The sequence below is a fragment of the Maribacter aquimarinus genome (assembly GCF_047345505.1).
Classification (GTDB): domain Bacteria; phylum Bacteroidota; class Bacteroidia; order Flavobacteriales; family Flavobacteriaceae; genus Maribacter.
On sequence record NZ_JBLFEO010000005.1, the window covers coordinates 68,037 to 93,447 of the forward strand.

Annotated in this window: 20 protein-coding genes and 1 tRNA gene; 10 read left to right on the forward strand and 11 right to left on the reverse strand. The window is 54.5% G+C overall.

Annotated features, from left to right (window positions below; all coding sequences use genetic code 11):
- Positions 1-11: 11 nt before the first annotated feature.
- Positions 12-695 carry a 30S ribosomal protein S16 gene (locus tag ACKWCC_RS05095; protein ID WP_413994835.1) on the reverse strand — a complete coding sequence of 228 codons (684 nt, stop codon included), beginning with the start codon at positions 693-695 and terminating at the stop codon, positions 12-14.
- A gap of 602 nt (positions 696-1,297) precedes the next feature.
- Here ACKWCC_RS05095 and ACKWCC_RS05100 point away from each other — a divergent pair.
- A tRNA-Arg gene (locus ACKWCC_RS05100) sits at positions 1,298-1,369 on the forward strand.
- A gap of 491 nt (positions 1,370-1,860) precedes the next feature.
- Here the strand turns inward: ACKWCC_RS05100 and ACKWCC_RS05105 are convergent.
- Entirely contained in the window at positions 1,861-2,448 is a 588-nt protein-coding gene (locus tag ACKWCC_RS05105; protein WP_413994836.1) for a RidA family protein, read from the reverse strand.
- Between the two features lie 173 nt (positions 2,449-2,621).
- Here ACKWCC_RS05105 and ACKWCC_RS05110 point away from each other — a divergent pair, with 173 nt between their 5' ends.
- A complete protein-coding gene (locus tag ACKWCC_RS05110; protein ID WP_413994837.1) occupies positions 2,622-3,860 on the forward strand; it encodes an MFS transporter in 1,239 nt (412 codons plus the stop codon).
- A gap of 390 nt (positions 3,861-4,250) precedes the next feature.
- Here ACKWCC_RS05110 and scpA read toward each other — a convergent pair whose 3' ends face one another.
- From scpA to ACKWCC_RS05140, 6 genes are all read right to left on the reverse strand, one after another.
- Positions 4,251-6,407: a methylmalonyl-CoA mutase gene (scpA, locus tag ACKWCC_RS05115; RefSeq protein ID WP_413994838.1), complete on the reverse strand. Its 2,157-nt coding sequence runs from the start codon at positions 6,405-6,407 to the stop codon at positions 4,251-4,253.
- Entirely contained in the window at positions 6,388-7,785 is a 1,398-nt protein-coding gene (locus tag ACKWCC_RS05120) for a methylmalonyl-CoA mutase subunit beta (RefSeq protein ID WP_413994839.1), read from the reverse strand. Before ACKWCC_RS05120 ends, scpA begins: the two co-directional genes overlap by 20 nt.
- A gap of 468 nt (positions 7,786-8,253) precedes the next feature.
- Positions 8,254-9,540, reverse strand: a complete 1,287-nt coding sequence (locus tag ACKWCC_RS05125) for a vanadium-dependent haloperoxidase (RefSeq protein WP_413994840.1) — start codon at positions 9,538-9,540, stop codon at positions 8,254-8,256.
- A gap of 245 nt (positions 9,541-9,785) precedes the next feature.
- On the reverse strand, positions 9,786-10,529 hold the full coding sequence (locus tag ACKWCC_RS05130) for a succinate dehydrogenase/fumarate reductase iron-sulfur subunit (protein WP_413994841.1): 744 nt from the start codon (positions 10,527-10,529) through the stop codon (positions 9,786-9,788).
- Between the two features lie 28 nt (positions 10,530-10,557).
- Complete coding sequence (locus tag ACKWCC_RS05135; protein WP_413994842.1) at positions 10,558-12,465, reverse strand: fumarate reductase/succinate dehydrogenase flavoprotein subunit; 1,908 nt, start codon at positions 12,463-12,465, stop codon at positions 10,558-10,560.
- A 7-nt stretch (positions 12,466-12,472) separates the two neighbouring features.
- The gene (locus tag ACKWCC_RS05140) at positions 12,473-13,126 is read right to left on the reverse strand and encodes a succinate dehydrogenase cytochrome b subunit (RefSeq protein ID WP_413994843.1); all 654 of its coding nucleotides are present in this window, start codon (positions 13,124-13,126) and stop codon (positions 12,473-12,475) included.
- 405 nt (positions 13,127-13,531) lie between these two features.
- Between ACKWCC_RS05140 and ACKWCC_RS05145 the strand changes: the two genes are divergently transcribed.
- The 8 genes from ACKWCC_RS05145 to ACKWCC_RS05180 are packed head-to-tail and all read left to right on the forward strand — an operon-like array spanning position 13,532 to position 21,842.
- The gene (locus tag ACKWCC_RS05145; RefSeq protein WP_413994844.1) at positions 13,532-14,674 is read left to right on the forward strand and encodes a universal stress protein; all 1,143 of its coding nucleotides are present in this window, start codon (positions 13,532-13,534) and stop codon (positions 14,672-14,674) included.
- 12 nt (positions 14,675-14,686) lie between these two features.
- The gene (locus ACKWCC_RS05150) at positions 14,687-16,426 is read left to right on the forward strand and encodes a V-type ATP synthase subunit A (protein ID WP_413994845.1); all 1,740 of its coding nucleotides are present in this window, start codon (positions 14,687-14,689) and stop codon (positions 16,424-16,426) included.
- Complete coding sequence (locus ACKWCC_RS05155; protein ID WP_413994846.1) at positions 16,407-17,738, forward strand: V-type ATP synthase subunit B; 1,332 nt, start codon at positions 16,407-16,409, stop codon at positions 17,736-17,738. The genes ACKWCC_RS05150 and ACKWCC_RS05155 overlap by 20 nt, the downstream gene beginning before the upstream one ends.
- Positions 17,731-18,321, forward strand: coding sequence for a hypothetical protein (locus ACKWCC_RS05160; protein ID WP_413994847.1), 591 nt, complete (start codon positions 17,731-17,733; stop codon positions 18,319-18,321). The genes ACKWCC_RS05155 and ACKWCC_RS05160 overlap by 8 nt, the downstream gene beginning before the upstream one ends.
- Before the next feature lie 5 nt (positions 18,322-18,326).
- Entirely contained in the window at positions 18,327-18,896 is a 570-nt protein-coding gene (locus ACKWCC_RS05165) for a hypothetical protein (RefSeq protein WP_413994848.1), read from the forward strand.
- Positions 18,897-18,898: 2 nt separating this feature from the next.
- The gene (locus ACKWCC_RS05170; protein WP_413994849.1) at positions 18,899-19,510 is read left to right on the forward strand and encodes a V-type ATP synthase subunit D; all 612 of its coding nucleotides are present in this window, start codon (positions 18,899-18,901) and stop codon (positions 19,508-19,510) included.
- Positions 19,507-21,345: a V-type ATP synthase subunit I gene (locus ACKWCC_RS05175; protein WP_413994850.1), complete on the forward strand. Its 1,839-nt coding sequence runs from the start codon at positions 19,507-19,509 to the stop codon at positions 21,343-21,345. The genes ACKWCC_RS05170 and ACKWCC_RS05175 overlap by 4 nt, the downstream gene beginning before the upstream one ends.
- A gap of 29 nt (positions 21,346-21,374) precedes the next feature.
- Positions 21,375-21,842: a hypothetical protein gene (locus ACKWCC_RS05180; protein WP_413994851.1), complete on the forward strand. Its 468-nt coding sequence runs from the start codon at positions 21,375-21,377 to the stop codon at positions 21,840-21,842.
- 217 nt (positions 21,843-22,059) lie between these two features.
- On the opposite strand, the gene ACKWCC_RS05185 is transcribed toward ACKWCC_RS05180, so the two are convergent.
- The 3 genes from ACKWCC_RS05185 to ACKWCC_RS05195 form a co-directional block, all read right to left on the reverse strand.
- A complete protein-coding gene (locus tag ACKWCC_RS05185) occupies positions 22,060-22,194 on the reverse strand; it encodes a hypothetical protein (RefSeq protein ID WP_413994852.1) in 135 nt (44 codons plus the stop codon).
- Between the two features lie 914 nt (positions 22,195-23,108).
- A complete protein-coding gene (locus ACKWCC_RS05190) occupies positions 23,109-24,170 on the reverse strand; it encodes a mandelate racemase/muconate lactonizing enzyme family protein (protein ID WP_413994853.1) in 1,062 nt (353 codons plus the stop codon).
- Positions 24,170-24,973: a creatininase family protein gene (locus ACKWCC_RS05195; RefSeq protein WP_413994854.1), complete on the reverse strand. Its 804-nt coding sequence runs from the start codon at positions 24,971-24,973 to the stop codon at positions 24,170-24,172. The genes ACKWCC_RS05190 and ACKWCC_RS05195 overlap by 1 nt, the downstream gene beginning before the upstream one ends.
- Positions 24,974-25,411 lie beyond the last annotated feature (438 nt).

The window sequence follows — 25,411 nt, forward strand, 5'->3', positions numbered from 1 at the left end:
GGCCGTTCTCCTTATTCTTTGCTACCGGTATCGGCAGGCTTCACCTCCTCGTCGGTCTTTTCGATCACCTCCTCCACGGATGGGGCTTCGGCGGCGGTCTCGTCTGCCTTGATCTCCGCTTCTTCCTTCACGGGGGCCACGGGAGTGGCATCTTCATTGGCGGCATCGGGCTGCGGGGTGTCCGGGGTTTCCACCACAATATCGGTGGCTTCGGGCTCCTGGGCCTCTTCCACTTCGGGGGCGGCAGCGGCAGCGGCCTCAGCGGCACGCTTTTCGTTCACTTCCTTCTCGGCGGCAAGCGCCTTGGACCTGGCCTCGGCATCTTCCTTGCTCAGACCATCCCGCTTGGCCTGGATGGCCGCTTCCTTCTCACTGACCCAAGCGTTGAATTTCTCTTCGGCCTGTTCCTCGGTCAATGCGCCCTTTTGCACGCCTCCCATCAGGTGGTGCTTTAACAGGGCTCCTTTGTAAGAGAGTATCTTCCTGGCCGTATCGGTGGGCTGGGCCCCGTGTTTTAACCACTGTACCGCGCCATCCACATTGAGCTCAATGGTGGCCGGATTGGTGTTGGGGTCATAGATGCCCAACTTCTCCAAAAATTTACCATCTCGCTTGGCCCTTGCATCTGCGGCAACGACCCAGTAAAATGGTTTTCCTTTTTTTCCGTGTCTCTGTAATCTAATCTTAACTGGCATATCACATTAATTTGTAGGGTGCCCGACCCCGGTTATTAATTCTTTTTCTTCTGCCCTGGCAAAAATCTGGACCACCAAATCTCCAAAGCGGGTGCAAATATAGAACTTCCATTAAACATAACAACCATTGCAGGGCCAAAAAGTTGAGCAGCATGGGCAGCAGACTTCCGCACATGTGAAAACTGGCGAATGTCCCCGCTTTTTCAACCTGTGGCAATACCCCCCATCCAAAAGAAACCATTTCCTTGGGCCAACCCATCGCCATTGGCAGCCACAACATCCTTTGGTTTTGGTGTTAACAAGCCCGCCCTATGGTAACATTAAGAAAAGTCTTTCCATTGAGGATGGTAAGGAGAGCATTGGCTGGGCCCAAGCTGTGCGTCCCAGGGAAAGTAAATAGGAACACCAACAACACAAATGCCCGCTACCCGTAAAAAACACCCAAAGCAAGACCCGTTCCACACCAGGGGGCAAGACCGGGCACGGGGTGTGGAAAACGGCTAAAAACTGCAGCGTTGCCTTTGCAAATGAAAAAGTATTGCTAAATTTGCCAGCGCTTTCATTGTCTGGGCCCCTTTGGCCCAGTAACAGGGAAGCATTTGGGCCTCGTAGTTCAATGGATAGAATAGAAGTTTCCTAAACTTTAGATGCAAGTTCGATTCTTGCCGAGGCTACTTTTTTTTTCGGATGCACCTTCCCCCGAAGTCTCGGGGTTACCGAGGCTACTTTTTTTAACCCTGCACTGGATGTCACTCTTTGAGCGCATGAACTTATCCTAAGGCGCACAGACTTAAAATAGGCATCCCCACAAGTGTAACCCCAAGGGGCACTACTTTTAAGAGCTCATTTTCGGTCCGTGTTCCTTCCCTTTTTCAGTGGAAGGAACCAGAATGGGAACAGTTTGTTCCGAAAAAAGGAGCGCCTGTCAAGAAAAATAGGTACGCCACCCATGGCCCACAGGGCTTCGATCATTACTGAACCCTTTTAAACGGTACGTTTATGGGTTTGGTAAATCAACGTAATTTTTAACTAGCGCGTTGATGATTATCTTTTGTTGTGTCCCAAACCTAAAAGTACAACGGATGCCATACCCCCGAAGCTCCCCTACTTTGGATTTTGGAGCCTACGGCCCGGGAAACGACAGCTGTGGGGCTACCAACATCTCTCAAGGTGCCACATCCCAAAGCTCCACCACCATCTCTACCTCCACGGCCATATTTCCGGGCAGGGAACCCATGCCCACGGCGGCCCTGGCGTGTTTTCCGGCGTCGCCAAAGACGGCCACCATCAGGTCACTGTACCCATTGATCACCTTGGAATGGTCGGTGAACTCGGGTACGGCGTTCACCATACCTTTTACCTTTACCACCCGCTTTACACGATCCAGATTGCCCAGTTGGGCCTTGAGCACGGACAACTGATTGATCGCCGTTTCGCGTGCGGCGGCATACCCTTCTTCCACCGTGAGGTCCGCACCCAGCTTACCCACAATGTTCTCACCATTGGCCTGCCGGGGCCCCTTGCCGGCCAAAAACAACAGGTTCCCGGCTTGCACCGCGTGCACGTAATTGGCCACGGGAGTACCTTGGTCGCGGAGCGCAATGTCCAAGTCCGCCAATTTGACCTCCGGATCATTGTCCGCCATAGGGGCCACTTTTTGCGTTTTGTTATCGGCCACTTCTTCCTTGGCGGCATTCTCAGTTTTACAGGCTGCCAGGAGAAGCAGGGCACTCCATACAAATTCCCATCTCATCTTATTGTTTTTTAAAGGGTTAGCTATGCCTTATTGACACTTAAGGCCTACAAAAGGATATCATTTTGTTACCCATGACCACCAATGTATGGGATTTAACCAAAAAACACGAAAAATAATTTCATTTTTATTAGATTAGCGCTTCAACCAAAATCAATTTAAAAGAAGATCTTATGGAACATTCCAAAGTAAACGCAAACCGCTTGTTCTACGGAAGCTGTTTTGCCCTGATCACCACGGCCTTTTCCTTTGCCATTGCAGCGGGCATCTTGGACCAACTCATAACGGAATTGGAGCTCACGGCAAGTCAAGCGGGCCTCATTACCTCTATGTGGTTTGCGGGCTTTCCCATCTCCATGGTCATAGGCGGCCTCATCTACCATAAAGTGGGCGGTAAGGCCATTATGCAATTTGCCTTTTTTGCCCATGCCGTGGGCATCATTCTGCTCATATATTCAGGGAGTTATGTTTTGCTACTTTTGGCCAACTTGCTCATAGGCCTGGGCAATGGGTGCACGGAGGCGGCCTGCAACCCCATGATTGCGGACGCCTACGAGGGCAACCGAATGAGCACCATGATGAACCGCTTCCACATGTGGTTCCCCGGTGGCATTGCCATTGGCAGTCTCCTGTCCGGTTTCATGACCGACTTTGAAATCCTGGGCCGCACCCAAATGTGGTTGCTGCTCATCCCCACCTTCATTTATGCCTACCTCTTCTGGGGCCAGCACTGGCCCAAGGCCAAAGTACAGGAAGCGGCCACGCTGGAGGGCAACTTCAAAGCCATGATCACCCCGCTCTTCCTGTTCATTGCCATTTGCATGTCCCTTACCGCCATTTCAGAATTTGGCCCCAACCAATGGGTGGGCCTCATCCTATCCAAAAGTGGGGCACAGCCCATGCTGGTACTGGCTTTGACGGCTGGATTAATGGCAGTGGCCCGTTATTTTGGGGGCAGTATGGTGGCGCGTTTCGATCAAACCGGGGTGCTGCTAGGTTCGGCCATCCTGGCCACCATTGGTATCTACCTGTTCAGCACGCAGACTGGCGCAATGGCTTATGTGGCGGCAGTGGTCTTTGCGCTGGGAATTGCCTATTTCTGGCCCAATATGATCGGCTTGGTGGCCACAAAAGTGCCCAAGAGCGGTGCCCTTGGGATGTCCATTATTGGGGCCATAGGGATGTTTTCCACTTCCATTTTTCAGCGCATCATTGGCGGTTGGATTGACTCGGACAGGGCCGAAGCGATGGAGCAAGGCCTTACCGGCGATGAACTGGAGCTGGTATCGGGCCAGGCCACCCTGGAAACGATGACCCTCTTTCCCGGCCTTCTCATTATCCTTTTCACCATTCTTTATTTCTGGATGAAAAACAGAAAGCCGAACACGGAGGCGGAAATCGCCACCGCCTAACGGCCAGACAAAACCAAAAAAAAAAAAGGCTCAGCGGTGCACCGCTGAGCCTTTTTTGTCTTTTAGGGAAGCGCGGCATCACGCGGCACCGAGCGGGGCCGTTACCCCACTTGGCCCATCGGTAAGGCCCCAAACCCTATACCAGTTCTCGTTTGAAATGCAGCCATAGAAATGGAATTATTTTTTTGGCCTGCGAAAAAGAAAAATCAGGCATAGCCGAGCTACGGCTTATTTTTAGTTTGAAGAAGGGCGTAAAAAGAAACCATTTATCGGCTTGTTTTCAATTGTGAAATGGCATTAAACCCAGATCCATCATTAAAAATTCCATTATTGAAGTCCAATACACCATCCGGGTTGCACCCTTTAGCTAGACTGTTTTGGGGAATGGCGTTATTCCGCCAGCAACAGCTCCAATACCGTAATGGCCGCGGCACTGATCTTGGTCCCGGGGCCAAAAATGGCCACGGCACCGGCATCCAACAAGAAATCATAATCCTGCTTGGGCACCACCCCGCCCACGATCACCATAATGTCCTCGCGGCCGTAGCGCTGCAATTCCTTGATCACGGCCGGTACCAGGGTCTTGTGCCCTGCCGCAAGTGAAGAGACGCCCAAGATGTGCACGTCGTTCTCCACCGCCTGCTTTGCCGCTTCTTCCGGGGTCTGGAACAGTGGACCTATGTCCACATCAAAACCAATATCCGCATAGCCGGTGGCCACCACCTTGGCCCCACGGTCATGCCCGTCCTGTCCCATTTTGGCGATCATGATGCGCGGCCGCCTTCCGTCCACCGCCGCAAAATCGTCCGCGAGTTCGCGGGCCCGCTTAAAATCGGCATCCTCTTTTATTTCTTTAGAATACACTCCCGTAAATGAATTTATAGTGGCCTTGTGGCGCCCAAAAGCAACTTCCAGGGCATCACTGATCTCTCCCAAAGTGGCCCTGGCCTTGGCCGCGGTCACGGCTAAAGCTAACAAATTGTCTGCACTTCCCTGGCCTTTCATCTTTCTTTTTGCGGCCTCGGTAAGCGCCCTAAGGCTATTTTCCACCGCTTGGCCGTCCCGTGTTTTTTTAAGGGTGGCCAAACGTGCCATCTGCCCCTTGCGCACGGCCTGGTTGTCCACTTCCAATATCTGCAGCTCGTCCTCTTGTTCCAGACGATATTTGTTAATGCCCACGATCACGTCCTGGGCGCTGTCTATCCGGGCCTGTTTCCGGGCGGCGGCCTCCTCTATGCGCATCTTGGGGATGCCTGCCTCAATGGCCTTGGTCATGCCGCCCAGTTCCTCCACTTCCTCCATGAGCTCCCAGGCCTTCTCCGCCAGCTCTTGGGTAAGCCGTTCCACAAAGTGACTGCCTGCCCAGGGATCTACCGTTTTGGTGATCATGGTCTCTTGCTGCAGGTAAAGTTGGGTTTCCCGGGCGATCCGCGCCGAAAAATCGGTGGGCAGGGCAATGGCCTCGTCCAGGGCGTTGGTATGCAGGCTCTGGGTGCCGCCAAAAACCGCGGCCGCCGCCTCTATGGTGGTACGGGCCACATTGTTAAAGGGATCTTGCTCGGTAAGGCTCCAGCCACTGGTCTGGCTGTGGGTGCGCAGCGCCATGGACTTGGGGTTCTTGGGCCCAAAGCCCTGCACCAATTTGGCCCATAGCATCCGGCCCGCCCGCAACTTGGCCACTTCCATAAAATGGTGCATGCCAATGCCCCAGAAAAACGAGAGCCGCGGTGCAAAATCATCTATTTTGAGTCCCGCCTTGAGCCCCGTCCGTATGTATTCCAATCCGTCGGCCAGGGTATAGGCCAATTCCATCTGTGCGGGCGCTCCGGCCTCGTGCATGTGATAGCCAGATATGCTAATGCTGTTAAATTTTGGCATGTGCCTGCTCGTGTATTCAAAGATATCGGCCACCAGCTGCATGGAGGGCTTGGGCGGGTAGATGTAGGTATTGCGCACCATGAACTCCTTGAGGATATCGTTCTGTATGGTGCCGGCCAACTGCTCTTGGGAAACGCCCTGCTCCTGGGCGGCCACAATGTAAAAGGCCATAATGGGCAGCACCGCTCCGTTCATGGTCATGGAGACGGACATCTTGTCCAGCGGAATGCCATCAAAGAGCAGCTTCATGTCCTCCACGGAGTCTATGGCCACCCCGGCCTTGCCCACATCGCCCACCACGCGGTCATGATCACTGTCGTACCCCCGGTGGGTGGGCAGGTCAAACGCCACGGAAAGGCCTTTTTGCCCCGCTTTTAGATTGCGGCGGTAAAAGGCGTTGCTCTCCTCTGCCGTGCTAAAGCCCGCGTACTGCCTAATGGTCCAGGGCCTACGCACGTACATGGTGCTGTAGGGCCCGCGCAAATAGGGCGGCAGCCCGGCCACAAAGTCCAAGTGTTCCGCCCCGGCAGTGTCCTCTTCCGTGTAGTGGTCCTTAAGGGCTATGCCCTCTGCGGTCACATAGGTGGCTTCCCGCCCCTTTTCACTCGGTGGCAGCGGCCGTCCCTTATGGTGGACAAGTTGCAGCCGATCAAGGTTTTTTCTGCTCATCTTCCAGTCTTTTTTGTTCCAGGGCTTCCGCCAGGCGTTTTTCCAAAATGGGCTCGATCGTGGTCTTCCTGGCCTTGGTCTTGGCAAAGGGGTACAGTTGCAGCTCGTCCTTCATCCGGTCTTCCCCGCTCTGGTAGTGGTTGGTGCCCACCAAAACGTGTTCCCCGGCATCAAAGGCCCGCTGTTCCTTTTGGGCGCTCTCGCGTATTTTTTTCTGTAGGGTGCCGTCTTTCAATTGTTTTAGAAAGCCCCCTCCCCGCTCCACCATTTTCAACAGTTCCAGACCCTGCTGGGCCAATTGCTCGGTAAGTCGCTCCACATAGTACGCACCATCCGCGGCATTGGACACTTTACCAAAATGGGCCTCTTCCCGCAAGAGCAGCAACTGGTTCAGGGCAATGCGCTCCCCAAATTCATTGCTTTTGTGGTAAAGGGCATCATAGGGCGTGTTCATCACCGTGTCCGCACCTCCCAAAAGGGCGCTCATACATTCGGTGGTGGTGCGCAGCATGTTCACATTGTACCCGTACACCGTTTTGTTTCGCTTGGTGGGATAGGCCAAGATATGGCAGGGCACCGAAATACCGTAGGCCTGGGTTAAACTGGCCCAGAGCAGCCTAAGGGCACGGAGCTTGGCCATTTCAAAAAAATAATTGCCTCCCACGCTCACCTTAAAGGACAAACTCTCCAGTTGCCCCAGGCTCCCTTTCTCGTTCAGCTGGTTCAGGTATTCATTGGCGTGGGCCATGGCGTAGCCCAACTGCTGTGCTTTATGGGCCCCGGCATTTTCGTAGAGGGACACATCCACCGACAACAGATGGGCGGCCCCGCTGCCCAGCAGTCCGTGCACTTCATCCATATCTTTTTTTAGGTCGATGAACGGCGTGCCGGTACGTGCCAAATGCCCCACAGGATCCAAATGGAAGTAAAGGGATGATGTATGGGTCGATGCCACCCGCAAGGCCGATTTTATATGGGCGGCGGAAAGAAAGGGGAGCTGCAAGTGCACCCTTGTTGTTTCAAGGTCGATGCCTGCCAGCAGCTCCGCAAAGGAAACCTCCTCTTTGGGAACGAGGAAATGAAGGGCTTCCGCCCCGCGCTGCAACGCCTTTTTTGCGTTTTTGTTGGCCATATCCGCCCTGCCGGCATAGATATGCTGCGCCATCTGGGGCGTATGGGTTACAAAGGGACACCCACAATGGCCCTCCAAGGGATCGTCCGCGTGGTAAAAGGGCTTTACCTTGATGCCCTCGGCCGATTCCCAGACCAAGGTCCCGTTGTAATCGGCGCCCTTGAGGTCCACCTGGATTTTCTGCTTCCAAGCCTTGGCGGAGACCCCGTTGAAAGCACCGAACAATGCTGTATTCGACTTGCCCATTCCTTCTTTTTTGTAAGCCATTAAATTAGCACATTAATTCGGTACCGCAATGGGGAAGCACCAAACCGTGGCCCGCCGATCGTGGGCATCGCACAAAATGATCCAGGCGGCCAGGCCATACACCTCTCACCATCGACCATAAAAAATGGAAATATGGCGTTTTAACCGAATAAGACCCACATCGGACCAAGACCCTTTCCCATTTAAAAATGAGCTGTTCACCCAATTTTTTTAGCTGATTTCCTGAAGAAAATGGGGATACCCCCCCCCCTTTTTACAAAACACCCCCTTGGGCAGCACAAAGAGCAGTAAAATGCTCCAAAGTCAACCATCACCGAAACAAGGCGAAGCCCGCGCACCAAAAAAATCCTTTTATCCCCTTTTAGCGGAAACCCCGTCTGTGTAAAAATCTTCGAAGGGAAATGTGGTAGCGAACGGCCTTGTCCTTGGCTTGGGGCCACACCTGTGTCACAGCCCCCTAAAGTGCTCAATAACGTGCTTGCCCACCTCTGCACCCACGTCCAGGCCCACCTCGTTGTCCGTCCTAAAATGCACCCCACCCTCAAAGCGCGACTCCGAGCACTCCAGGGCCAACTCCTGGAAATGGTCCGCATCCAAGGGAAAGAGATGGGACAGCGCAGCGGCCAGGGCCCCGGCCACGGTGGTATGCCCCGCGGGATAACCGGGAAAATTGGGCGTGTCCACCAAAATGGGCTTAAAGTCGGGATCGTACTGAAACGGGCGTATGCCCCAATAGTGGTACTTGCCGTCCCACGCGGCAATGGTGGCATCAAAACGGGCCACATGGAAAAGGGCACTGGCCCGTGCGGCGGCAAAGGCGTCCAGACCATACGCCATGATCTTGCGTTCCAACAACAGGTCCCAAACGGGCTGGGACCGCCACTTCCAAGCTATTTCGCTGATCTGGTTGTTTCGGTTGAACTCCCGCAGCTCTTCCATTTCGGCGCTCCAATCGGCCGGTGGGGGGCCGGGCCTAAACTGATCTTCCCGTTCCAAGGTAAAGGGCTTCCATTGGCGCTTCATCGGGTCCCATTTGCTGGGCGTACCGCTCCAAAGATTGGGGTCCTTGGGCAAGCTTCCCGTCCAGATGGCATCGGTGCGGTCCGTCTTGGCGTATTCCAGGTACTTTTGGGCCATGGCTTCACCAATGCGCAGGCCGGCATCAATATCGGCCGGATATTGCAGTCCGGTGAGCAATCGGGCTTTTTTAAACTCCTCCAGGAGACCATCCAAATAGGCTTTCTGTGCGGGGAAATAATGGGAAATGACGCGGTGTGCCGCCGCAGCCGTGGCCGCATATTCACAGATCGCGGGGGAATAGGACGCCTCCGCTGCCCAAAGCTGCACTTCCTCCATATCTTGGTAGGGTGCGGAGCGCGGGTGTTGTTGTTTATACTCCCATACCGCCGCCATGGCATCGTGAACGGCCAGGTGCAAAATGGCCATGCGCCCCCCGTTCTTGTGCCCTTTGGTACGCTGGCCCGCGGTTACCATGGCCTGGTGCCAGCGGTAAGAAGGGTAGGCGGCGTTCCAATAGCGCACCTGCTGGCGGGCACGGTCCGTTGCCGTTTGCTGGGCCTCGGCGATCAAGGCCGCGGCCTTGGTTCTGTCCTTGGGCCCTTCATAAAATTCCTGCGCGTCCAAGGCAAACATAAAGGAAGGGACGGACTCCTGTGCGGTGCCCAAAGAGGGCATCAACCCATAAAAAAACAGTATGGCCCCCCAATGCTTCATCAGAGCGGCCTTTAACCGGTACAGCATAATTTTCGACCTTAAAAAAAAAGGACCTCAAATTTAGTGGTTTTCAAGGGCTTTTAAAAGTATGGCCTAGCCGAGTATCCGGGTGAAGGTCCATAAGCCGAAAAAAAAGGCCATGGCCCCATCAGACAGACCCAAGGAACTACGATGGAGTGGTTGCCCAGGGCAATGGTTTTCCATAAAGATGAAAACTAGGGGAATCAGCCAAAAAACGGGATACCCTAGCCCAACCATTTGGCCTTGGCCCTACGGGCGTTCATTTCGGCAATGTTGCTTATGGAAATGGCCTCGGGACATTCCACCTCACAGGCCCCGGTAAAGGTACAGCTGCCAAAGCCCTCCAACTCCATTTGGCGACTCATCTCCAGCACCCGCTTGTCCGCTTCCTGTTTTCCTTGGGGCAGACTGTTCAAGTGGTTGATCTTGGCGGCCGTGAACAGCGCCGCCGATGCGTTCTTGCAGGTGGCCACACAGGCCCCACAGCCAATGCAGGCCGCGGCATCCATGGCCTTATCGGCCACTTCCTTGCCCACCAAAATGGCATTGGCCTCTGCCGCTGTGCCGGTCTTGGCACTGATGTAGCCACCGTGTTCCACAATACGGTCTAAAGCGGAGCGATCCACCACCAGGTCCTTGATCACGGGAAAGGAGGCGGCCCGCCAGGGCTCCACGGTTATGGTATCGCCATCCTTAAAACTGCGCATGTGCAATTGGCAGGTGGTCATGTGATCGTGCGGCCCATGGGCCCGGCCATTGATAAAGATGCCGCACTGTCCGCAGATGCCCTCACGGCAATCGTACTCATAGGCAATGACGGGCTCATTGCGCAGCACCAAGCGTTCGTTCAGGTGGTCCAGGGCTTCCAGAAAGGACATATCGTCCGTTAATCCATCTACCTCATAGCTCTTGAACCGCCCTTTGTCAATGGCATTTTGCTGTCTCCAAATCTTAAAGTGTACCTTCATCCTTACGCTTTTGCTTGCCTTGTTTTCTTTATTTGTAACTGCGCACCGTTGGGGTCACGTTCTCAAACACCAAAGGTTCCTTGTGCAGGGTAAACTTTCCCTCCCCGTAGGCCCAGGCGGAGACATAGGCGTAGTCCTTGTCCCTGCGCATGGCCTCGCCCTCCTCGGTTTGGTATTCTTCCCTGAAGTGGGCCCCGCAGGACTCTTCCCGCTCCAGGGCGTCGGTGCACATTAAAATTCCCAGTTCCAGAAAATCGGCCAGGCGCAGGCCCTTTTCCAGTTCCGTGTTCATCTCTTGGTGGCCACCGGTGACCTTTACGTCTTTCCAAAATTGGTCCCGTATGGCGCCGATCTGCACTATGGCCCGTTGCAGTCCTTCCCTATTGCGGCTCATGGCACATTCCTGCCACATGACCTTGCCCAGCTCCCTGTGAAAATGGTCCACCGTTTGGGTACCGTTCACGGACAACAGGCGATCAATGTGCTCCCGCACCTCGGTTTCGGCCTGGGCAAAGGCCGGGTGATCGGTGGTAACGTTGGCCTCCTTGAGGGCACCGGCCAAATAGTTGTTTATGGTATTGGGGAGCACAAAGTAACCATCTATGCTGGCCTGCAGCAGGGAGTTGGCCCCGAGCCTATTGGCCCCGTGGTCCGAAAAGTTGCATTCCCCAATGGCATAGAGCCCCGGCACGGTGGTCATCAGCTCATAATCCACCCACAGTCCGCCCATGGAAAAATGCGCCGCGGGAGAAATCTGCATGGGCTCGGTATAGGCATCCACCCCGGTGATCTTGCGGTACATCTTAAACAGGTTGCCATAGCGGTCTTTAATGGTCTCCAAGCCAAAATTTTCAATGGCCTGGGCAAAATCCAGATACACGGCATTCTTTAAACGGCCCACGCCGTGCCCCGCATCTATGCGTTCCTTGGCGGCACGGGAGGCAATGTCCCGTGGCGCCAGATTGCCAAAACTGGGATAGCGCCGCTCCAGGTAATAATCGCGTTCCGCTTCGGGGATGTCCTTGGCCTTTCGGACATCGTCCTTGTTCTTGGGCACCCAGATGCGGCCGTCGTTCCGGAGGGATTCGGACATTAGGGTGAGCTTGCTCTGGGCGGCACTGGTCTGTGGCAGTGCCGTGGGATGGATCTGGGTAAAGCTGGGGGCGGCAAAGTAGGCCCCTTTTTTATGGGCCTTCCAGAGGGCGGTGCCGTTGCAGCCTATGGCCAAGGTGCTCAGGCGAAACACCCGGGAATAGCCACCGGTGGCCAATACCACCGCATCTGCCGCAAAGCGCTTGAGCTCCCCGGTGGTGAGGTCCCTGGCAATGATGCCCTTGGCCCGGCCATTGACCAGCACCAGGTCCAACATCTCATGGCGCACGTGCATGGTGACCTTCTTGGCGCGTTTCATTTTGTACAATTGGGAATAGGCGGCCAACAACAATTGCTGTCCGGTCTGGCCCCGGGCATAAAAGGTGCGCTGCACCTGTACCCCGCCAAAACTACGGTTCACCAATACGCCCCCGTACTCGCGCGCAAAGGGAACGCCCTGTTGCACATAGTGGTCTATGAGCGGGGCGGAAAGCTCCGCCAGGCGGTACACATTGGCCTCGCGCGACCTAAAATCGCCCCCCTTCAAGGTATCGTGGAACATACGCCATACGCTGTCCCCGTCATGCTGGTAGTTCTTTGCGGCATTGATGCCCCCTTGGGCGGCCACGGAATGCGCCCTCCTCGCGGAGTCCTGGTAGCAGAAGCACTGCACGTCATAGCCCAGTTCCGCCAAGGTGGCCGCGGCCCCTGCCCCGGAAAGCCCCGAGCCCACCACAATGACGTTCAGCTTCTTTTTGTTGGCCGGGTTAATGAGCTGCGACTGGATCTGGTAGTTGCGCCATTTCTCCTCCAAGGGGCCTTCCGGGATCTTTGCGTTGAGCATAGCCATATTATTTTAAAAAAACGATTAAGGGAATAACGCCGAAGCCCACGGCCATGACCAGGGCATAGACCAAGGACACCTTGGCCAGGATGCGCAGGCCACGGCGGTGATAAAACCCCAGGGTCTTGAACGCGCTTTTTAGCCCGTGGTGCAGGTGCAATCCAAGCGGTATCATGAGCAGGGTATAGAAAAGGACAAAGTATATGTTTTGGAACAGGGTATAGGTAACATCGTACACATCCACGTTCCCTTGCACGTCGGTGCCCACGGGGTCGCCCATGCCCAATTTAATGCGGGCCCAGAAATTGGCCAGGTGCACCACCAAGAACAACAGCACCATGGTGCCAATGAGCCCCATGTTCTGGGAGGTCCAGCTGCTGTTCTCCCCATGGCGGTTCACGGCATAGCGCTGTGGCTTCGCCCTTCTGTTTTTTAGGGTGATGACCAGGGCATAGACCACGTGGAGCACAATGGACAGATAGAGCAGATAGGCCACCACCTTGATCAGGGGACTTTCGCGCAGCGCGGTGGAATAGGCATTGTAGAGGCCCCTCGCCGTTTCCTCCGGAAGCACCAAAATGGCATTGGCGGAAAGGTGCACCACCAAAAAGAGGCACAAAAAGAGGCCGGTAAGGGCGATGATCGTTTTTTTAAAGTACATACCACAGAAAGGTTGATCGGTTATATGGCTGGCCGCAGCTGTGGCTGTTTTTTCACATCAAACAACAAAGGGAACCCATCAGGGCCCATGCGCTGGCAAAACCCCGTAAAGTGCATCTCCCGCCCCCTGGAACCGGGACCGGCCAACGCCCAATTCCACTTGCCCCAAAAGGGGCGCGCCGCCCCCTAAAAATAACAAGAAAATTCCAATAAAAGAATTCCATTTCCGTATGGCCATGATAAGATTTTATCCTAATTTTAAGACTGCTATGTTTTAAGTTGTCGGGAACACCGGTCCTCAGCGCCATTGTTTTCCATTGGTAGAAAACAAAGACCCAGCACCTCCCCCTTGGCAAGACCGTCCCGCCTTGGCACTTTGTTTGGAAACCATTTAAATAAATGCGTTATGACCCTACTTGAAAAGATTGTACTGGCCACGGATTTCAGTGCCGATGCAAAACAATTGGAAGAGACCGCCCTTATCTTGGCCAAGACCTTTAAGGCAGAGGTGGTCCCGGTGCACGTCTTGCCCAACGACCTGGTGAACCATGATGTGCGCGAGCACGTGGTGGACATGGCCCAGGACAAGCTGGCGGAGATCAGCGAGCGCACCACCCTGGCCGGCGTAAGGGCAGGCACCCCCCTTTTGGAATTTGGGGCGCCGCATGACGGTGTTGTAAAGGCGGCCGCCAAGATCAACGCCAACCTGATCGTAACCGGATCGGGGGAAGGCCTGCAGCATACAGACCCCCATTTGGGCACCACCACGGAACGCATCATACAGCAGAGCGAAAAGCCCGTTTTTGTGATGAAGGCCGGAACCTCCCTGTCCGTTAAGCACATTCTGTGCCCGGTGGATTTCTCCAAGGCCTCCGAACGCGCCCTGGCCAATGCCCTGGCGCTGACCCGGCGCTTTACCTCGGCCCTGACCATTTTGTCCGTATGCGAGTCCCAAGCGGCGTCTTGGTTTGGCACGGAGCGGGATCGGGAAGAAGAGAACAAGAGCCGTTTGGCACAGCACGAAAGAAAGTTTGACGATTTCCTCTCCAAATTTAACCTTACCGATGTGGCCTGGAGCAAAAAAAGCCCCGTGGGCCGGCCCGCGGAGGAAATTTTGAAGACCATAGCCAAAAAAGAGATCGATCTCTTGGTCATGGGCACCCATGGCCGCAGCGGACTCAACCGTCTGATCATGGGGAGCGTCACGGAAAAGGTGATCCGCACGGTGCCCTGTTCCTTCATGACCCTGAAATCCGAGGACATGATCAAGCTTCAGCTTAACCACGACCTGGACGATATAGAAAAACTGCACGAGACCGCACTGACCCTGATCAAGGACGGCTTTTATGAAGAGGCCATAGGCCAACTGGAAACCTGCATCGCCATAAACAACATGCACGTGCCGGCCTATTTTACCATTGCCAGCATCCACGACAAGATGAACCGGCCCGAAAAGGCCAAAAAATATCGGAAAATGGGCAACGACATCAAAGACCGGATGTGGTACGCCAAGGTAGAGGAAGAGGCCAGAAAGCTCCGGGGCAGTTAAAACAAGAACAGTATGACCAAAGGAAAAGTAGTAAGTGTGAACGAATCCCTGGTGGGCGCCACCGTGAGCAGTGGGCCGGTGATCAACGGCGAGGTGGCCTTTATCTTGATCGAGGGCGGCAAAAGACTCAAGTCTGAAGTGATCGATGTAAAGCCCGGCGGCGTGGTGTACCTGCAGGTGTTCGAGGACACCGCATGGATGCAGGTGGGAGATACCGTGGAATTCACCGGACTGCCCCTGGCCGTTAAACTGGGGCCGGGCATCTTGGGCTCCGTAACGGACGGACTGCAAAACCCGCTGTACGAGCTGGCCAAGACAGAATGGTTCCTGGAACGCGGCATGGAGGTGGCACCGCTGGACAATACCACCAAATGGCACTTTACCCCAAAAGTGGCCAAGGGAGACACCGTGACCGGGGGCAGTGTGCTGGGCTCCGTACCGGAGAAGATCTTTGAGCACAAGATCTTTGTGCCCTTCTCCCTAAAAGGCGAACATACCCTGGAAAGCATTGCGCCAGAAGGGGATTACACCATTACCGAGACCATTGCCCAGCTCACCGATGCCAACGGAAAAAAAATGGAATTGACCATGGCCTTCGACTGGCCCGTGAAGGTGCCCATGCCCTTCCACGAAAGATCGGTGCCCGAAAAGGCGATGCCCACCGGCATCCGTATCCTGGACGCCCTCTTTCCCATTGCCTTCGGCGGCACGGCATGCAATCCCGGCCCCTTTGGTGCGGGAAAGACCGTACTGCAGCACAGTCTGGCCCGGCACTCCGAGGCCGATGTGGTGATCATTGCCGCCTGCGGCGAGCGGGCGGGCGAAGCCGTGGAAGTGTTCAAGGACTTCCCGGAGCTGATCGACCCCAGAACGGGAAAATCCCTGATGGACCGCACCTATATTGTGGGCAATACCTCCTCCATGCCGGTGGCGGCACGGGAGGCCTCGGTCTACATGGCCACCACCGTGGGCGAATATTACCGGAAACAGGGCCTTAACGTACTGATCTTGGCAGATAGCACCTCCCGTTGGGCCCAGGCCCTGAGGGAAACCTCGGGAAGAAAAGAGGAAATTCCAGGTCCGGAGGCCTTTCCCATGTACATCTCCACCCTGATCGCGGCCTTTTACGACCGCGCCGGCGTGGAACTGCTGCCGGACAACAACCAAGGCTCGCTGAGCATCATAGGCACGGTGTCCCCTGCGGGAGGCAACTTTGACGAGCCCGTGACCCAGGCCACCCTGCTGAGCACCGGGGCCTTTTGGGGACTGTCCCGGGCCCTGAGCGACGCCCGTAAATATCCGGCCATAGACCGTATAGACAGTGCCTCCAAATACCCATCGCTCCTGGAACCGGAAGAAGTGGCCTATTTGATGGAGCTGCTGCGCGATGGAAAGTCCATCGCCTCCAATATCCTGCTGATGGGCGAAAAGGGCATCACGGACGAATCCTACATCCGTTACCAAAAATCGGAACTGCTCGATGCGGTCTTCCTGCAACAGAACAGTTTCAACGAGGTGGACGGGGTAACCCACCCCAAACGTTTACGGATGATGTTCAACATGGTCAAGGAAGCCATTGACGCCCCCGTGGCCCTGGAGAGCAAAGAGGCCATTCGCTCGCACTTCAACTTCATTAGGCAGGCCTTTATGGATTGGAACTACCTGCCCCTGGACGATGCCAACTTTGACAAACAGCGAAGCAAACTGGAAAAACTAATCAAACAAATGGCCCATGTTAAGGAAAACGTATGACAACATAGACAGCATTGGGCGCGCCATTCTGAGCATCAAGGCCAGTGGCGTGCACAACAAGGAACTGGCGGAGGTCATCTATCCGGACGGTGCCAAAGCCTTTGCCCAGGTCATTGCCCTGAACGGTGAGGACGTGACCCTACAGCTGTTTGGCGGTGGGTTTGGGGTGGCCACGAACTGCAAGATCCGTTTTTTGGGCAAGCCGGTACAGGTGGGTTTTTCAGACGATATGCTGGGCAGGGTCTATTCCGGAAACGGTACCCCCATAGACGGCGGCCCGGAGCTCATGGCCGATCAAATACGGGTGGCGGGGCCCTCCATAAACCCCGTAAAACGAAAGATCCCCAAGGAAATGATCCGTACCGGGGTGCCCATGATCGATGTGTTCAACACCCTGGTGCGCTCCCAGAAAATTCCCATTTTTGCCAAGGCGGGAGAACCCTATAACCGCTTGTTGGCCAACATTGCCACCCAGACCGATGCCGATGTGATCATCATTGGCGGGGTGGGGCTCAAATACGACGAGTACCACTATTTCCGGCAGCGCATAGAGGACGCGGGAAGCAAGAACAAGACCATTATGTTCGTGCACACCCACAGGGACGCCATTGTGGAAGGCCTGATGGTGCCGGACCTGGCCCTGGCCGTGGGCGAAAAGTTTGCCCTACAGGGAAAAAACGTCTTTGTGCTGCTCTCGGACATGACCCAATGGTCCGATTATCTGCGCCAAGTGGCCAACGCCCAAGATCAAATCCCGGCCAACCAGGGCTATCCCGGCGATCTCTACTCCCAACTGGCCAGCAGGTACGAGAAGGCGGCCGATATAGACGGGGCCGGAAGCCTCACCATCCTGGGGGTCACCACCATGGACGACGTGACCCACCCCGTGCCCGACAACACGGGATACATTACCGAGGGACAGTTCTACATGAAGGATGGCATCCTGGAACTCTTTGGCTCCCTGAGCCGTCTGAAGCAACAGGTGAACGACAAAACCCGATCGGACCACAGGAACATCATGAACGCCATGGCACGCCTCCTCTCCGAGGCCGAAGAACGGGTAAAGGCACAGAAGTTCGGCTCCGTCAAGGACGATTACTCCCTACGGCTGTTGGACTACCGAAAAACCTTTCAGCGCGAACTGATGGACCCCTTTCGCTATCTGGAACTGGAAGATGCCCTGGACCTCTGCTGGGACATCCTCAGCAACCACTTTAAAAAGGAAGAGGTGGGACTCTCCTCCGACCTTATTGCCGAATATTGGCCCCAAAAAGGAAGCTTCAAAATCTTAAAAGACACGGAAAATGAGTGAAACCACGCTGAACAATCTGATCACCACCTTAAAGACCGAGGCCATTGAGGCAGCGGAAAAAGAGGCAGCGGCCATAGTGCAGGGAGCGCAGGAAGAGGCCAAGGCCCTTGTGGCCAAGGCAAGGACAGAGCGGGAAGAACTCCTGGCACAGGCAAAAAAAGAGGCCCATGATACCTTGAACAAGGGCCAGACCGCTCTGGAACAGGCCGCCAGGGACGTCAATGTGGCCCTGAAAAACGATATCCTTGGCATGCTCAAAAAAGTCCTGGAACAGGACATTGCCGATGCCTTTTCCCCGGAACTGCTAAAGAAAGCAGTGGTGCAGGCCGTGGAAAATGTGGGCAGTGACGCCCAACTCACCCTTTCCGAAGACCTCGGGGAACAGCTGGCGCCACAGCTGTTGCAAGAACTCAAGAAAACCAACAAATCCGCGGAGATCACGGCCCACACCAAGGTCTTGAAGCGGTTGGACATAGGAAAAAAAGGCGCGGGCTGGAGCTACACCGTGACCCCAGGGACCGTGGCCGATGTGCTCGCGGAACACCTGAGCCCAAAATGGGCAGCGCTCCTGAACCAAAAATGATGACCATGCTGGCAGGCAACCTGGAATACCTTATGGCAAGTCTCCCCCATCTCCACTTTGACGATGGTGGCGAGACCCGTGCAAAGGTGACCCAACTCCTACAACAATACGCCGGGCCCCTGGGAAACCAAAAAAGCGTTCCGGAAATACTGGACGCCGAGGCCAGGCCCTTTCTGGACAACGGCGACCATGAAACACTGCGGGCCCTGGAGCTGAGCACCCTGCACCAAGGCCGGTTCCGGGACCACCAAAACCCCATTGTGGCCCAATTTTCAGGTTTCCTGCTCCAGATGCGCCAACAATTGCGGCAGTTGCGCTTGCAGAGAAGGGGCCAGGACGACGGCTCCGGCCAAAGAAAGACCCACCTTCCCCTGACGCCGGGCAACCCCTTGGAAGAGGAAGTACAGCTCCTTAGGCTGCAATGGCAAAAAGTGGAGGAGCTCTGTGCCGGGCACTATGCCAATTTCAGCGCTTTGGTGGGCTACAAGATCAAACTGCTGCTGCTGTTGCGGTGGTGGAGCTTTGATGCCGACAAAGGACTGGAACTGTTTGACCAAGCCACAAAAAAAGACTGATCATGGCCGCAAAGATCCTGATGAACAAAAATACCCTGGCCGCCCTAAAGGTGGAGCTCAAGGAATACCAGACCGCGCTTCCCGTCTTTGAAATGAAGGAACAACAGCTCAAGGAAGTGGTAGTGCGCATAGAGGGGAACATAAAAAGGCTTCGGAAAGCCATAGCCGAAACCCACGCGGCCACCAAGCCCTGGGCGGCCGTGATGGCCGAAGAGGGGCTGGACCTTTCCCATCTGGTGTCCGTAAAACAGATGCACACCACCAAGCAGGAAATTGCCGGGGTGGCCATAGCCTCCTTTGCCTCCATTGACTTTACGGAAACCGAAATGGACCTGATGGCCACGCCCCTTTGGGCAGATGCCGCGGTGGAAGTGATCAAGGAACAGAAGACCAACCGCAGCATGATGGCCATGGAGCAGCGCAACCTGGACCTGCTGCAAGAAGAACTGGCCGAGGCCCGGCGCATGAAAAACGCCCTGAAAGAGGTCTTTATCCCAGAGACCAAGCACAACATCCGCAAAATTGAAATTTACCTGGGCGATGTGGAACGCCTGGCCATTGGTTGTGCCAAACTGGTAAAAAAGAAAAAAGAAACCAAAACCGCGGCCGTATGATTGTGCGCATGAAAGAAATTGCCCTATTTACCACCGCCCAAAAGGTGGATGCCACCGTGCAGCGCCTGGGCGAACTCAGGGTGGTGGACATCAAGGAGGTAAAGACCCCGGCAGGGAGGTCCCTGGAGACCCGTACCGAAGCCCTGCAGCGGGCCACCAAAGCCCTGGACATGCTCCGGGGAACGGCAAACGGCACCAAACATCCAAAGCATGCGCCCCCGGCCCCACCGTTGGACGATCCCAAACAGCTGGTGGACCGCATCCTTAAAACATCCGAAGTCAGGGAAGCGCTCAAACAAAAAATAGAACGGACCCAAGAGAACATACAGGTCTATGCCACTTGGGGTGCGGACGTGCAACCACAAGAAGTGCTCCAGTTAAAGAAAAAGGGGCTTTACCTGCGCCTCTACGAAACGGAAGGCCCGCCCCCAATCGTGCCGGAAGGACACCGCCACCTTTCCCTGGGCGAGAAAAACGGCGTGCACAGGACCGTGTTGATCGGCCGCACCCCCGAAGAGCGCTTGCGCCTCAAGGAAGTGAAACTCCCCAAAGCAAACCACGCCACCCTCCTGGAACAACTGCAGCGAAAAGAACGGCAATGGGCGCAACTGGACCAATACCTAGCAGACCAAGTGCCCCACTTGGAAACCATAGCCGATTATGAAAGCCTCTGCAGGGACCGTTTGGGCACACAACGCACCCTGGAAGGGATGGGCGATGTGGAGGGACACGTAAAATACCTCAGGGGATACCTCCCCAAAACCGAGGTGGACGCCTTCAAAAAAGTGGCAGCGGCAAATAATTGGGGCTACGCCATAGAAGAACCCGAAAATCTGGAAGACGTACCGGTGTACGTTAAAAATCCGAAATGGATCTCCATCATCAATCCGGTGATGAAGTTCATAGACATTGTCCCGGGCTACAAGGAGGTGGACGTCTCCATTTACTTCTTGATCGCCTTTGCCCTCTTCTTTGCCATGTTGGTGGGCGATGCCGGTTACGGGGCCCTCTTTCTCCTCATTACGCTGTTGCTATGGAAAAAGATACCGTCACAGGCGCGCTTGCTCATTTGTGTTTTGAGCATTGGCACCATGGTTTGGGGCGTGCTCAGCGGCACCTATTTTGGATCTGAATACCTGGCCTCCCAACCTTGGGCACAGGCCATGATCATTCCCAACATTGCCAGTTTTGGGGTGGACAACATTGAGTTCATGATGCACCTTTCCTTTTTGATCGGCGCCGTGCACCTTACCATTGCCCATTTGGTAAAAGGGCTGCAGTTCATCAATACCATCAAGGTGTTGAGCGAAGTGGGCTGGATCGCCCTGGTGTGGAGCCTCTTCCTGGTGGTGGAGCAGTTGGTATTGGGCAAGCCCATGCCCTCCTGGAGCATGTGGCTCTTTGGATCGGGCGCCCTGCTGGTGGCCCTCTTCTCTGCCGAGAGCACCAATTTTTTCAAGAGCATGGCCATTTCCTTGGGCAATTTGCCCCTGAGCCTGATCAATGGGTTTAGCGACATTGTTTCCTACGTGCGCCTCTTTGCCGTGGGCATGGCCACGGTGGCCGTGGCCACCAGCTTCAACGGAATGATCGCACCCAACGGCTTTGGCGGCATGGGCCTGCTGGAGCTGTTAATGGCCGCCGTGGGGCTCCTATTGGGGCACGGCCTAAACATTGCCCTGGCGCTGATGGCCGTGATGGTGCACGGCATCCGACTGAACATGCTGGAATTTGCCGGGCACCTGGGGGTGGACTTCTCCGGAGTGGCCTACAACCCCTTTACCCTCTCCGCGAGCAAGGGGCCGGACCCAGGGAACAAGACAACATCAAACTAAAAATAGCAGAACCTTAAACTTGGAACATTATGATAGATATGGCATTTTTAACGACAACGGTAAACGGCCTGGGCGATATGGGCACCTCACTGAGCATTGCCTCCATTGGCTCTGCCATAGGTACGGGGATTGCGGGCATGGCCGCCATAGGCTCCTGGAAAAAAATGATCCTCAGCGGTGAAAAGGCGGCAACGGCCATGCTCATTTTTGTGGGTGCCCCACTTTCGCAGGTCTTCTACGGACTGATCCTGAAAAATGCCATTGCAGATGCCAATCTGGCCGCAGACTCCTACCCCTGGCAGCTGATCATGGGCATTGCCGCCGGGGCGGCCATGGCGGGATCGGCCATCTTCCAGGGCAAAGTGGGGGCCCGGGCCTGTGATGCCATCGCGGCCGGCGCAAACGACACCGCCAAGTACATCATGATCATTGGCATTGTGGAGACCGTGGCCCTGTTCGTGATGATCTTCTCCATGACCGGCCTGCCCACGGGATAGCCCTTAGGGAAGGTTACGACAACGAAGACGGATCTATTGGCTAAGACCCCAAAGGCAACAAACGGAACTTTGCCAAGTACTGCTGCCCTTGCACTTCGTTGTTTATACCAAAGCCTTGGTTCATTTGGGGAAACCAAAAAGACCTGACCGCTTTTTAGCATGCGACAAAGACCATAAAAAAAGGGACTGGAGCGTTGCGCTCCGGTCCCTTTTTCCTTTACGGCCGGGCCACCTCCAGATGGCCCCGCCGCCCAACCTCAATGTTTGGCCTAATGCGCTTGCTCCTTATATGGGGAGAAGCGAAACCGGCCTTGCCATTTTGGATGGGGAGGTGATTGATGATGATTTTCATGACGGTTCGTTTTTTTCCCAACTTACGCCTTTAAGTGAATCTGCCGCCTAGTGGTCATACCAATGCTCTTTTGGAAATGGGCCAAAGAAATTGACTTGTTTTATTGGCCTTCAAAAAAGTAAAATAAGGCATGGCCCAGCTAGAGCTGATAATCAATTGGGAAATGATGTTATCGGTTAAAATGTCTGTACTGCGCCCATTGCGCCCGTTTGCTGTTGCCCAATGTGGAAAAATACCTGCCCGTTCTGGATTCTGTGGCCGTGGCCGTGATGCTTGCTTTCATTTTTCTTGTTTTTTGATGATTGATGATTTCTATTTTACCCTACAAAAATGAGATGATCCTGGTGTGATATAAAAAAAATGTGCCGACTTGTACGATTTGCCTTCCGAAAAGCACCGATGCACCGAAGACCTGTTCTCAGCGGTTATAATTTCGGTACTGCGCCCATTGCGCCCGTTTGCTGTTGCCCAATGTGGAAAAATACCTGCCCGTTCTGGATTCTGTGGCCGTGGCCGTGATGCTTGCTTTCATTTTTCTTGTTTTTTGATGATTGATGATTAAAACGTGATGCCCAGTGGCACTACACTTAAAGAGACGAGACATTTCATTTTTCGTTACAGTACTATGTATAAAAAGGTACTATTTTAAACATTATTTAACTTTTTAGGCCGAAAAAGGGCCGTTCCCAGCCCGAAGCCTTTCAAGGGGTGCCTATGTCACCATCAGGGGCCATTCCCCTTGAACCCAGATACTGTATTGGAGGTTCACCATAAGGGTGCACCCCAATAAAATCGGCACTTTTGCGATATTAGCTTGGGCATCGCCTTGGCGATCGGCATGGCAGGGAGCCGAAGGGATAGTAAAACTTTATGTGCATGGGTGCGGCCGTGGTTTTGCCCCTACCCCTTGGGGATCAAAGGTCGATTTTTCCAAGCCCCGGGTGCGCCGTGGGATGCAGCACGCCGTTCTTGATGTTGAACAGCTCCTTAAAGGGATCGCCCATGATCTCCAGGTGGCCGTCCAGGTCCGCATAGTGAATGTTGGGGCGCGAAAGGGCAAAGTGCAGGCCGGCCGCAATGCCCAGGGCACATTCGTCCAGACAGCCCACCATGGCTTCCAGGCCGGCAGATTTGGCCACCGAGTTAATGTGGGTGGCCTCTAAAATGCCCCCTACCTTCATCAATTTAATGTTGATCATGTCAATGCGTTCGTTCTGGGCCAACCTAAAGGCGTCCTTGAGCGTTTTTAGGCTCTCGTCTGCCATTACGGGAATGTTGGTGCCCTGGGTGACCCTGCCCAGACTTTCGTCCTGGTCCACCCGTGTGGGCTGTTCAAATATCTCGATGCCCACGGATCGGGTGCCTTCAAAAAAACGCAAGGACTCCGCCACCGAATATCCTTGGTTGCCATCGAACCGAAAGACGGCTTTGGGGTACAGCTCCCGAAGTCTGCGCATCTTGGCAATATCCTCTTCCACATCCGCGCCTCCCTTGACCTTTATGATGGAGAAACCCTGTTCCATAAATTCCCTGGCCTGCACCAAGGTGGCTTCCAGGGGCAAAATACCAATGGTGATGCTGGTGGGGATATGGTTGCGGTACCCGCCCAAAAACCGGTACAGGGGCACACCGGCCTTTTTGGAGATCAGGTCGTGCAGGGCCATGTCCACCATGGCCAGGGCCGATGATTTTGTACCCAGCAGCGATTTCAGCTCGGTCAGGAGCAGGGCATAGGCAAAGGGGTCCTTTCCCTTTAGAAACGGCACCAAAATGTCCTTTATGGCCCGTTCCACCTCTTCCGCGGTTTCGGAGGTTACCGTTGCGTCCGGGGCCGCACAGCCATAACCCACCATTTTGGTGTTGGTCTCCAGCTTTAGGATAAAGTTGGTGGTGCGGTCCACCGTTTCGTAGGCTATGGTATAGGGAACGGACAGGGACAGGTCCAATCGTTCGTAGGAGGTCTTGGTGATCTTCATCAATATCTTTTTTGGTACAGCTCTTCCAGGGGCGTGTTGATGATGGATTCCACCAGGTGCACGATGTGATGGATCATCAACCCCCACATTTTTTCACCCTTTTCCGCAGTGGCCTTGGTGGCATCGCCCATGACCCCACTTTCGGAAATCTTGCTGGTGCGCACGTACCAGTTTACGCTGCGCTCATCATCATAGTCCAGGAATTTGCTCCCAAACCGCAGGGTCTCGTTCACGGCCTTGTCCATCTGCACCATATGGGGCCTAATGGCCAAGGTGGTACTGGTCTCTATCTCACCGGCATGGATATCGTTCGGGGTATCGATCAACCTCTGGAGATCAACGTCACTGGTCTCGCCCGTATCCACACAGACAAAGATCTTGGCGTCCCGGTTGATCATCTGCGCGGCATAGTTCAGGGTGGGCGCATTGTCACCGTGGCCGTTGAGGATAATGATCTTTTTTATGCCGTTCTTGGCCAAGCTCATCCCCAGGTCATAGACAAACTTGGAGAGGGCATCGTTGGTAACGCTCAAGGTGCCCTTAAAATCGTCATGGTGGTAAGACACCCCAAAAGGAATGGGGGGCAGCACCAAGGGCTTGGGGTCCGCACAGGCCTCGGCCACTTTGTGGGCCATGTACTTGGCATCAAAATAATCCACGTCCAAGGGCAAATGGGGACCGTGCTGTTCAATGGCCCCGCAGGGCAGAATGGCAGTGTCCACCGTCTGGAGATAGGCTTCAATCTCCGGCCAGGTCATTTCTTCCCAAAGGAAGGTCTTTTTATGTTTTTCCATCTTTTTCATCTGTTGCTATTTATTTGTTTAGAGGTCAGTAGATAAATACTTATCCAACAAACAAGGTAATTATTTGATTATAAAACGGTTAATAATTTTTACTATTGTCAGTTCGAGCGCTCCCGAAATTTCGGGAGAGAACCATGCACCAGCCAAGGAAGACTTCGACTGCCTGCCTCTACTACAATTCAGGCGGGCGCTCAGCCTGACATTTAAGCTATCAACTCAATTTAAAATAGGTAACTATCTACTGACCTCTATATTTGTTTTTTTAAGGTGATACCTGCCCGTTCCGTTTCAGGCGGGTGTCATTCGCCAATCAACATTTCGGTTGGTATCATGTATTGTTATGCGCATTTGATCCGTTCAAGTGTTTTTATGGAGGTCCGTAGATACATGGGCATTCACTGAACAAGGCCGTTATGGCATCAATGATTTTTTTCTGTT

Excerpts from the sequence above, each read along its gene's own strand:
- ACKWCC_RS05170 (WP_413994849.1), top strand. The coding sequence starts at position 18,899 with ATGGCCGCAAAGATCCTGATGAACAAAAATACCCTGGCCGCCCTAAAG.
- ACKWCC_RS05160 (WP_413994847.1), top strand. The coding sequence starts at position 17,731 with ATGAGTGAAACCACGCTGAACAATCTGATCACCACCTTAAAGACCGAG.
- ACKWCC_RS05185 (WP_413994852.1), bottom strand. The coding sequence starts at position 22,194 with ATGAAAATCATCATCAATCACCTCCCCATCCAAAATGGCAAGGCCGGT.
- ACKWCC_RS05130 (WP_413994841.1), bottom strand. The coding sequence starts at position 10,529 with ATGAAGGTACACTTTAAGATTTGGAGACAGCAAAATGCCATTGACAAA.
- ACKWCC_RS05110 (WP_413994837.1), top strand. The coding sequence starts at position 2,622 with ATGGAACATTCCAAAGTAAACGCAAACCGCTTGTTCTACGGAAGCTGT.
- ACKWCC_RS05120 (WP_413994839.1), bottom strand. The coding sequence starts at position 7,785 with ATGGGCAAGTCGAATACAGCATTGTTCGGTGCTTTCAACGGGGTCTCC.
- ACKWCC_RS05150 (WP_413994845.1), top strand. The coding sequence starts at position 14,687 with ATGACCAAAGGAAAAGTAGTAAGTGTGAACGAATCCCTGGTGGGCGCC.
- ACKWCC_RS05145 (WP_413994844.1), top strand. The coding sequence starts at position 13,532 with ATGACCCTACTTGAAAAGATTGTACTGGCCACGGATTTCAGTGCCGAT.
- ACKWCC_RS05135 (WP_413994842.1), bottom strand. The coding sequence starts at position 12,465 with ATGCTCAACGCAAAGATCCCGGAAGGCCCCTTGGAGGAGAAATGGCGC.
- ACKWCC_RS05140 (WP_413994843.1), bottom strand. The coding sequence starts at position 13,126 with ATGTACTTTAAAAAAACGATCATCGCCCTTACCGGCCTCTTTTTGTGC.
- scpA (WP_413994838.1), bottom strand. The coding sequence starts at position 6,407 with ATGAGCAGAAAAAACCTTGATCGGCTGCAACTTGTCCACCATAAGGGA.
- ACKWCC_RS05175 (WP_413994850.1), top strand. The coding sequence starts at position 19,507 with ATGATTGTGCGCATGAAAGAAATTGCCCTATTTACCACCGCCCAAAAG.
- ACKWCC_RS05105 (WP_413994836.1), bottom strand. The coding sequence starts at position 2,448 with ATGAGATGGGAATTTGTATGGAGTGCCCTGCTTCTCCTGGCAGCCTGT.
- ACKWCC_RS05190 (WP_413994853.1), bottom strand. The coding sequence starts at position 24,170 with ATGAAGATCACCAAGACCTCCTACGAACGATTGGACCTGTCCCTGTCC.
- ACKWCC_RS05165 (WP_413994848.1), top strand. The coding sequence starts at position 18,327 with ATGCTGGCAGGCAACCTGGAATACCTTATGGCAAGTCTCCCCCATCTC.
- ACKWCC_RS05155 (WP_413994846.1), top strand. The coding sequence starts at position 16,407 with ATGTTAAGGAAAACGTATGACAACATAGACAGCATTGGGCGCGCCATT.
- ACKWCC_RS05195 (WP_413994854.1), bottom strand. The coding sequence starts at position 24,973 with ATGAAAAAGATGGAAAAACATAAAAAGACCTTCCTTTGGGAAGAAATG.
- ACKWCC_RS05125 (WP_413994840.1), bottom strand. The coding sequence starts at position 9,540 with ATGAAGCATTGGGGGGCCATACTGTTTTTTTATGGGTTGATGCCCTCT.
- ACKWCC_RS05095 (WP_413994835.1), bottom strand. The coding sequence starts at position 695 with ATGCCAGTTAAGATTAGATTACAGAGACACGGAAAAAAAGGAAAACCA.
- ACKWCC_RS05180 (WP_413994851.1), top strand. The coding sequence starts at position 21,375 with ATGATAGATATGGCATTTTTAACGACAACGGTAAACGGCCTGGGCGAT.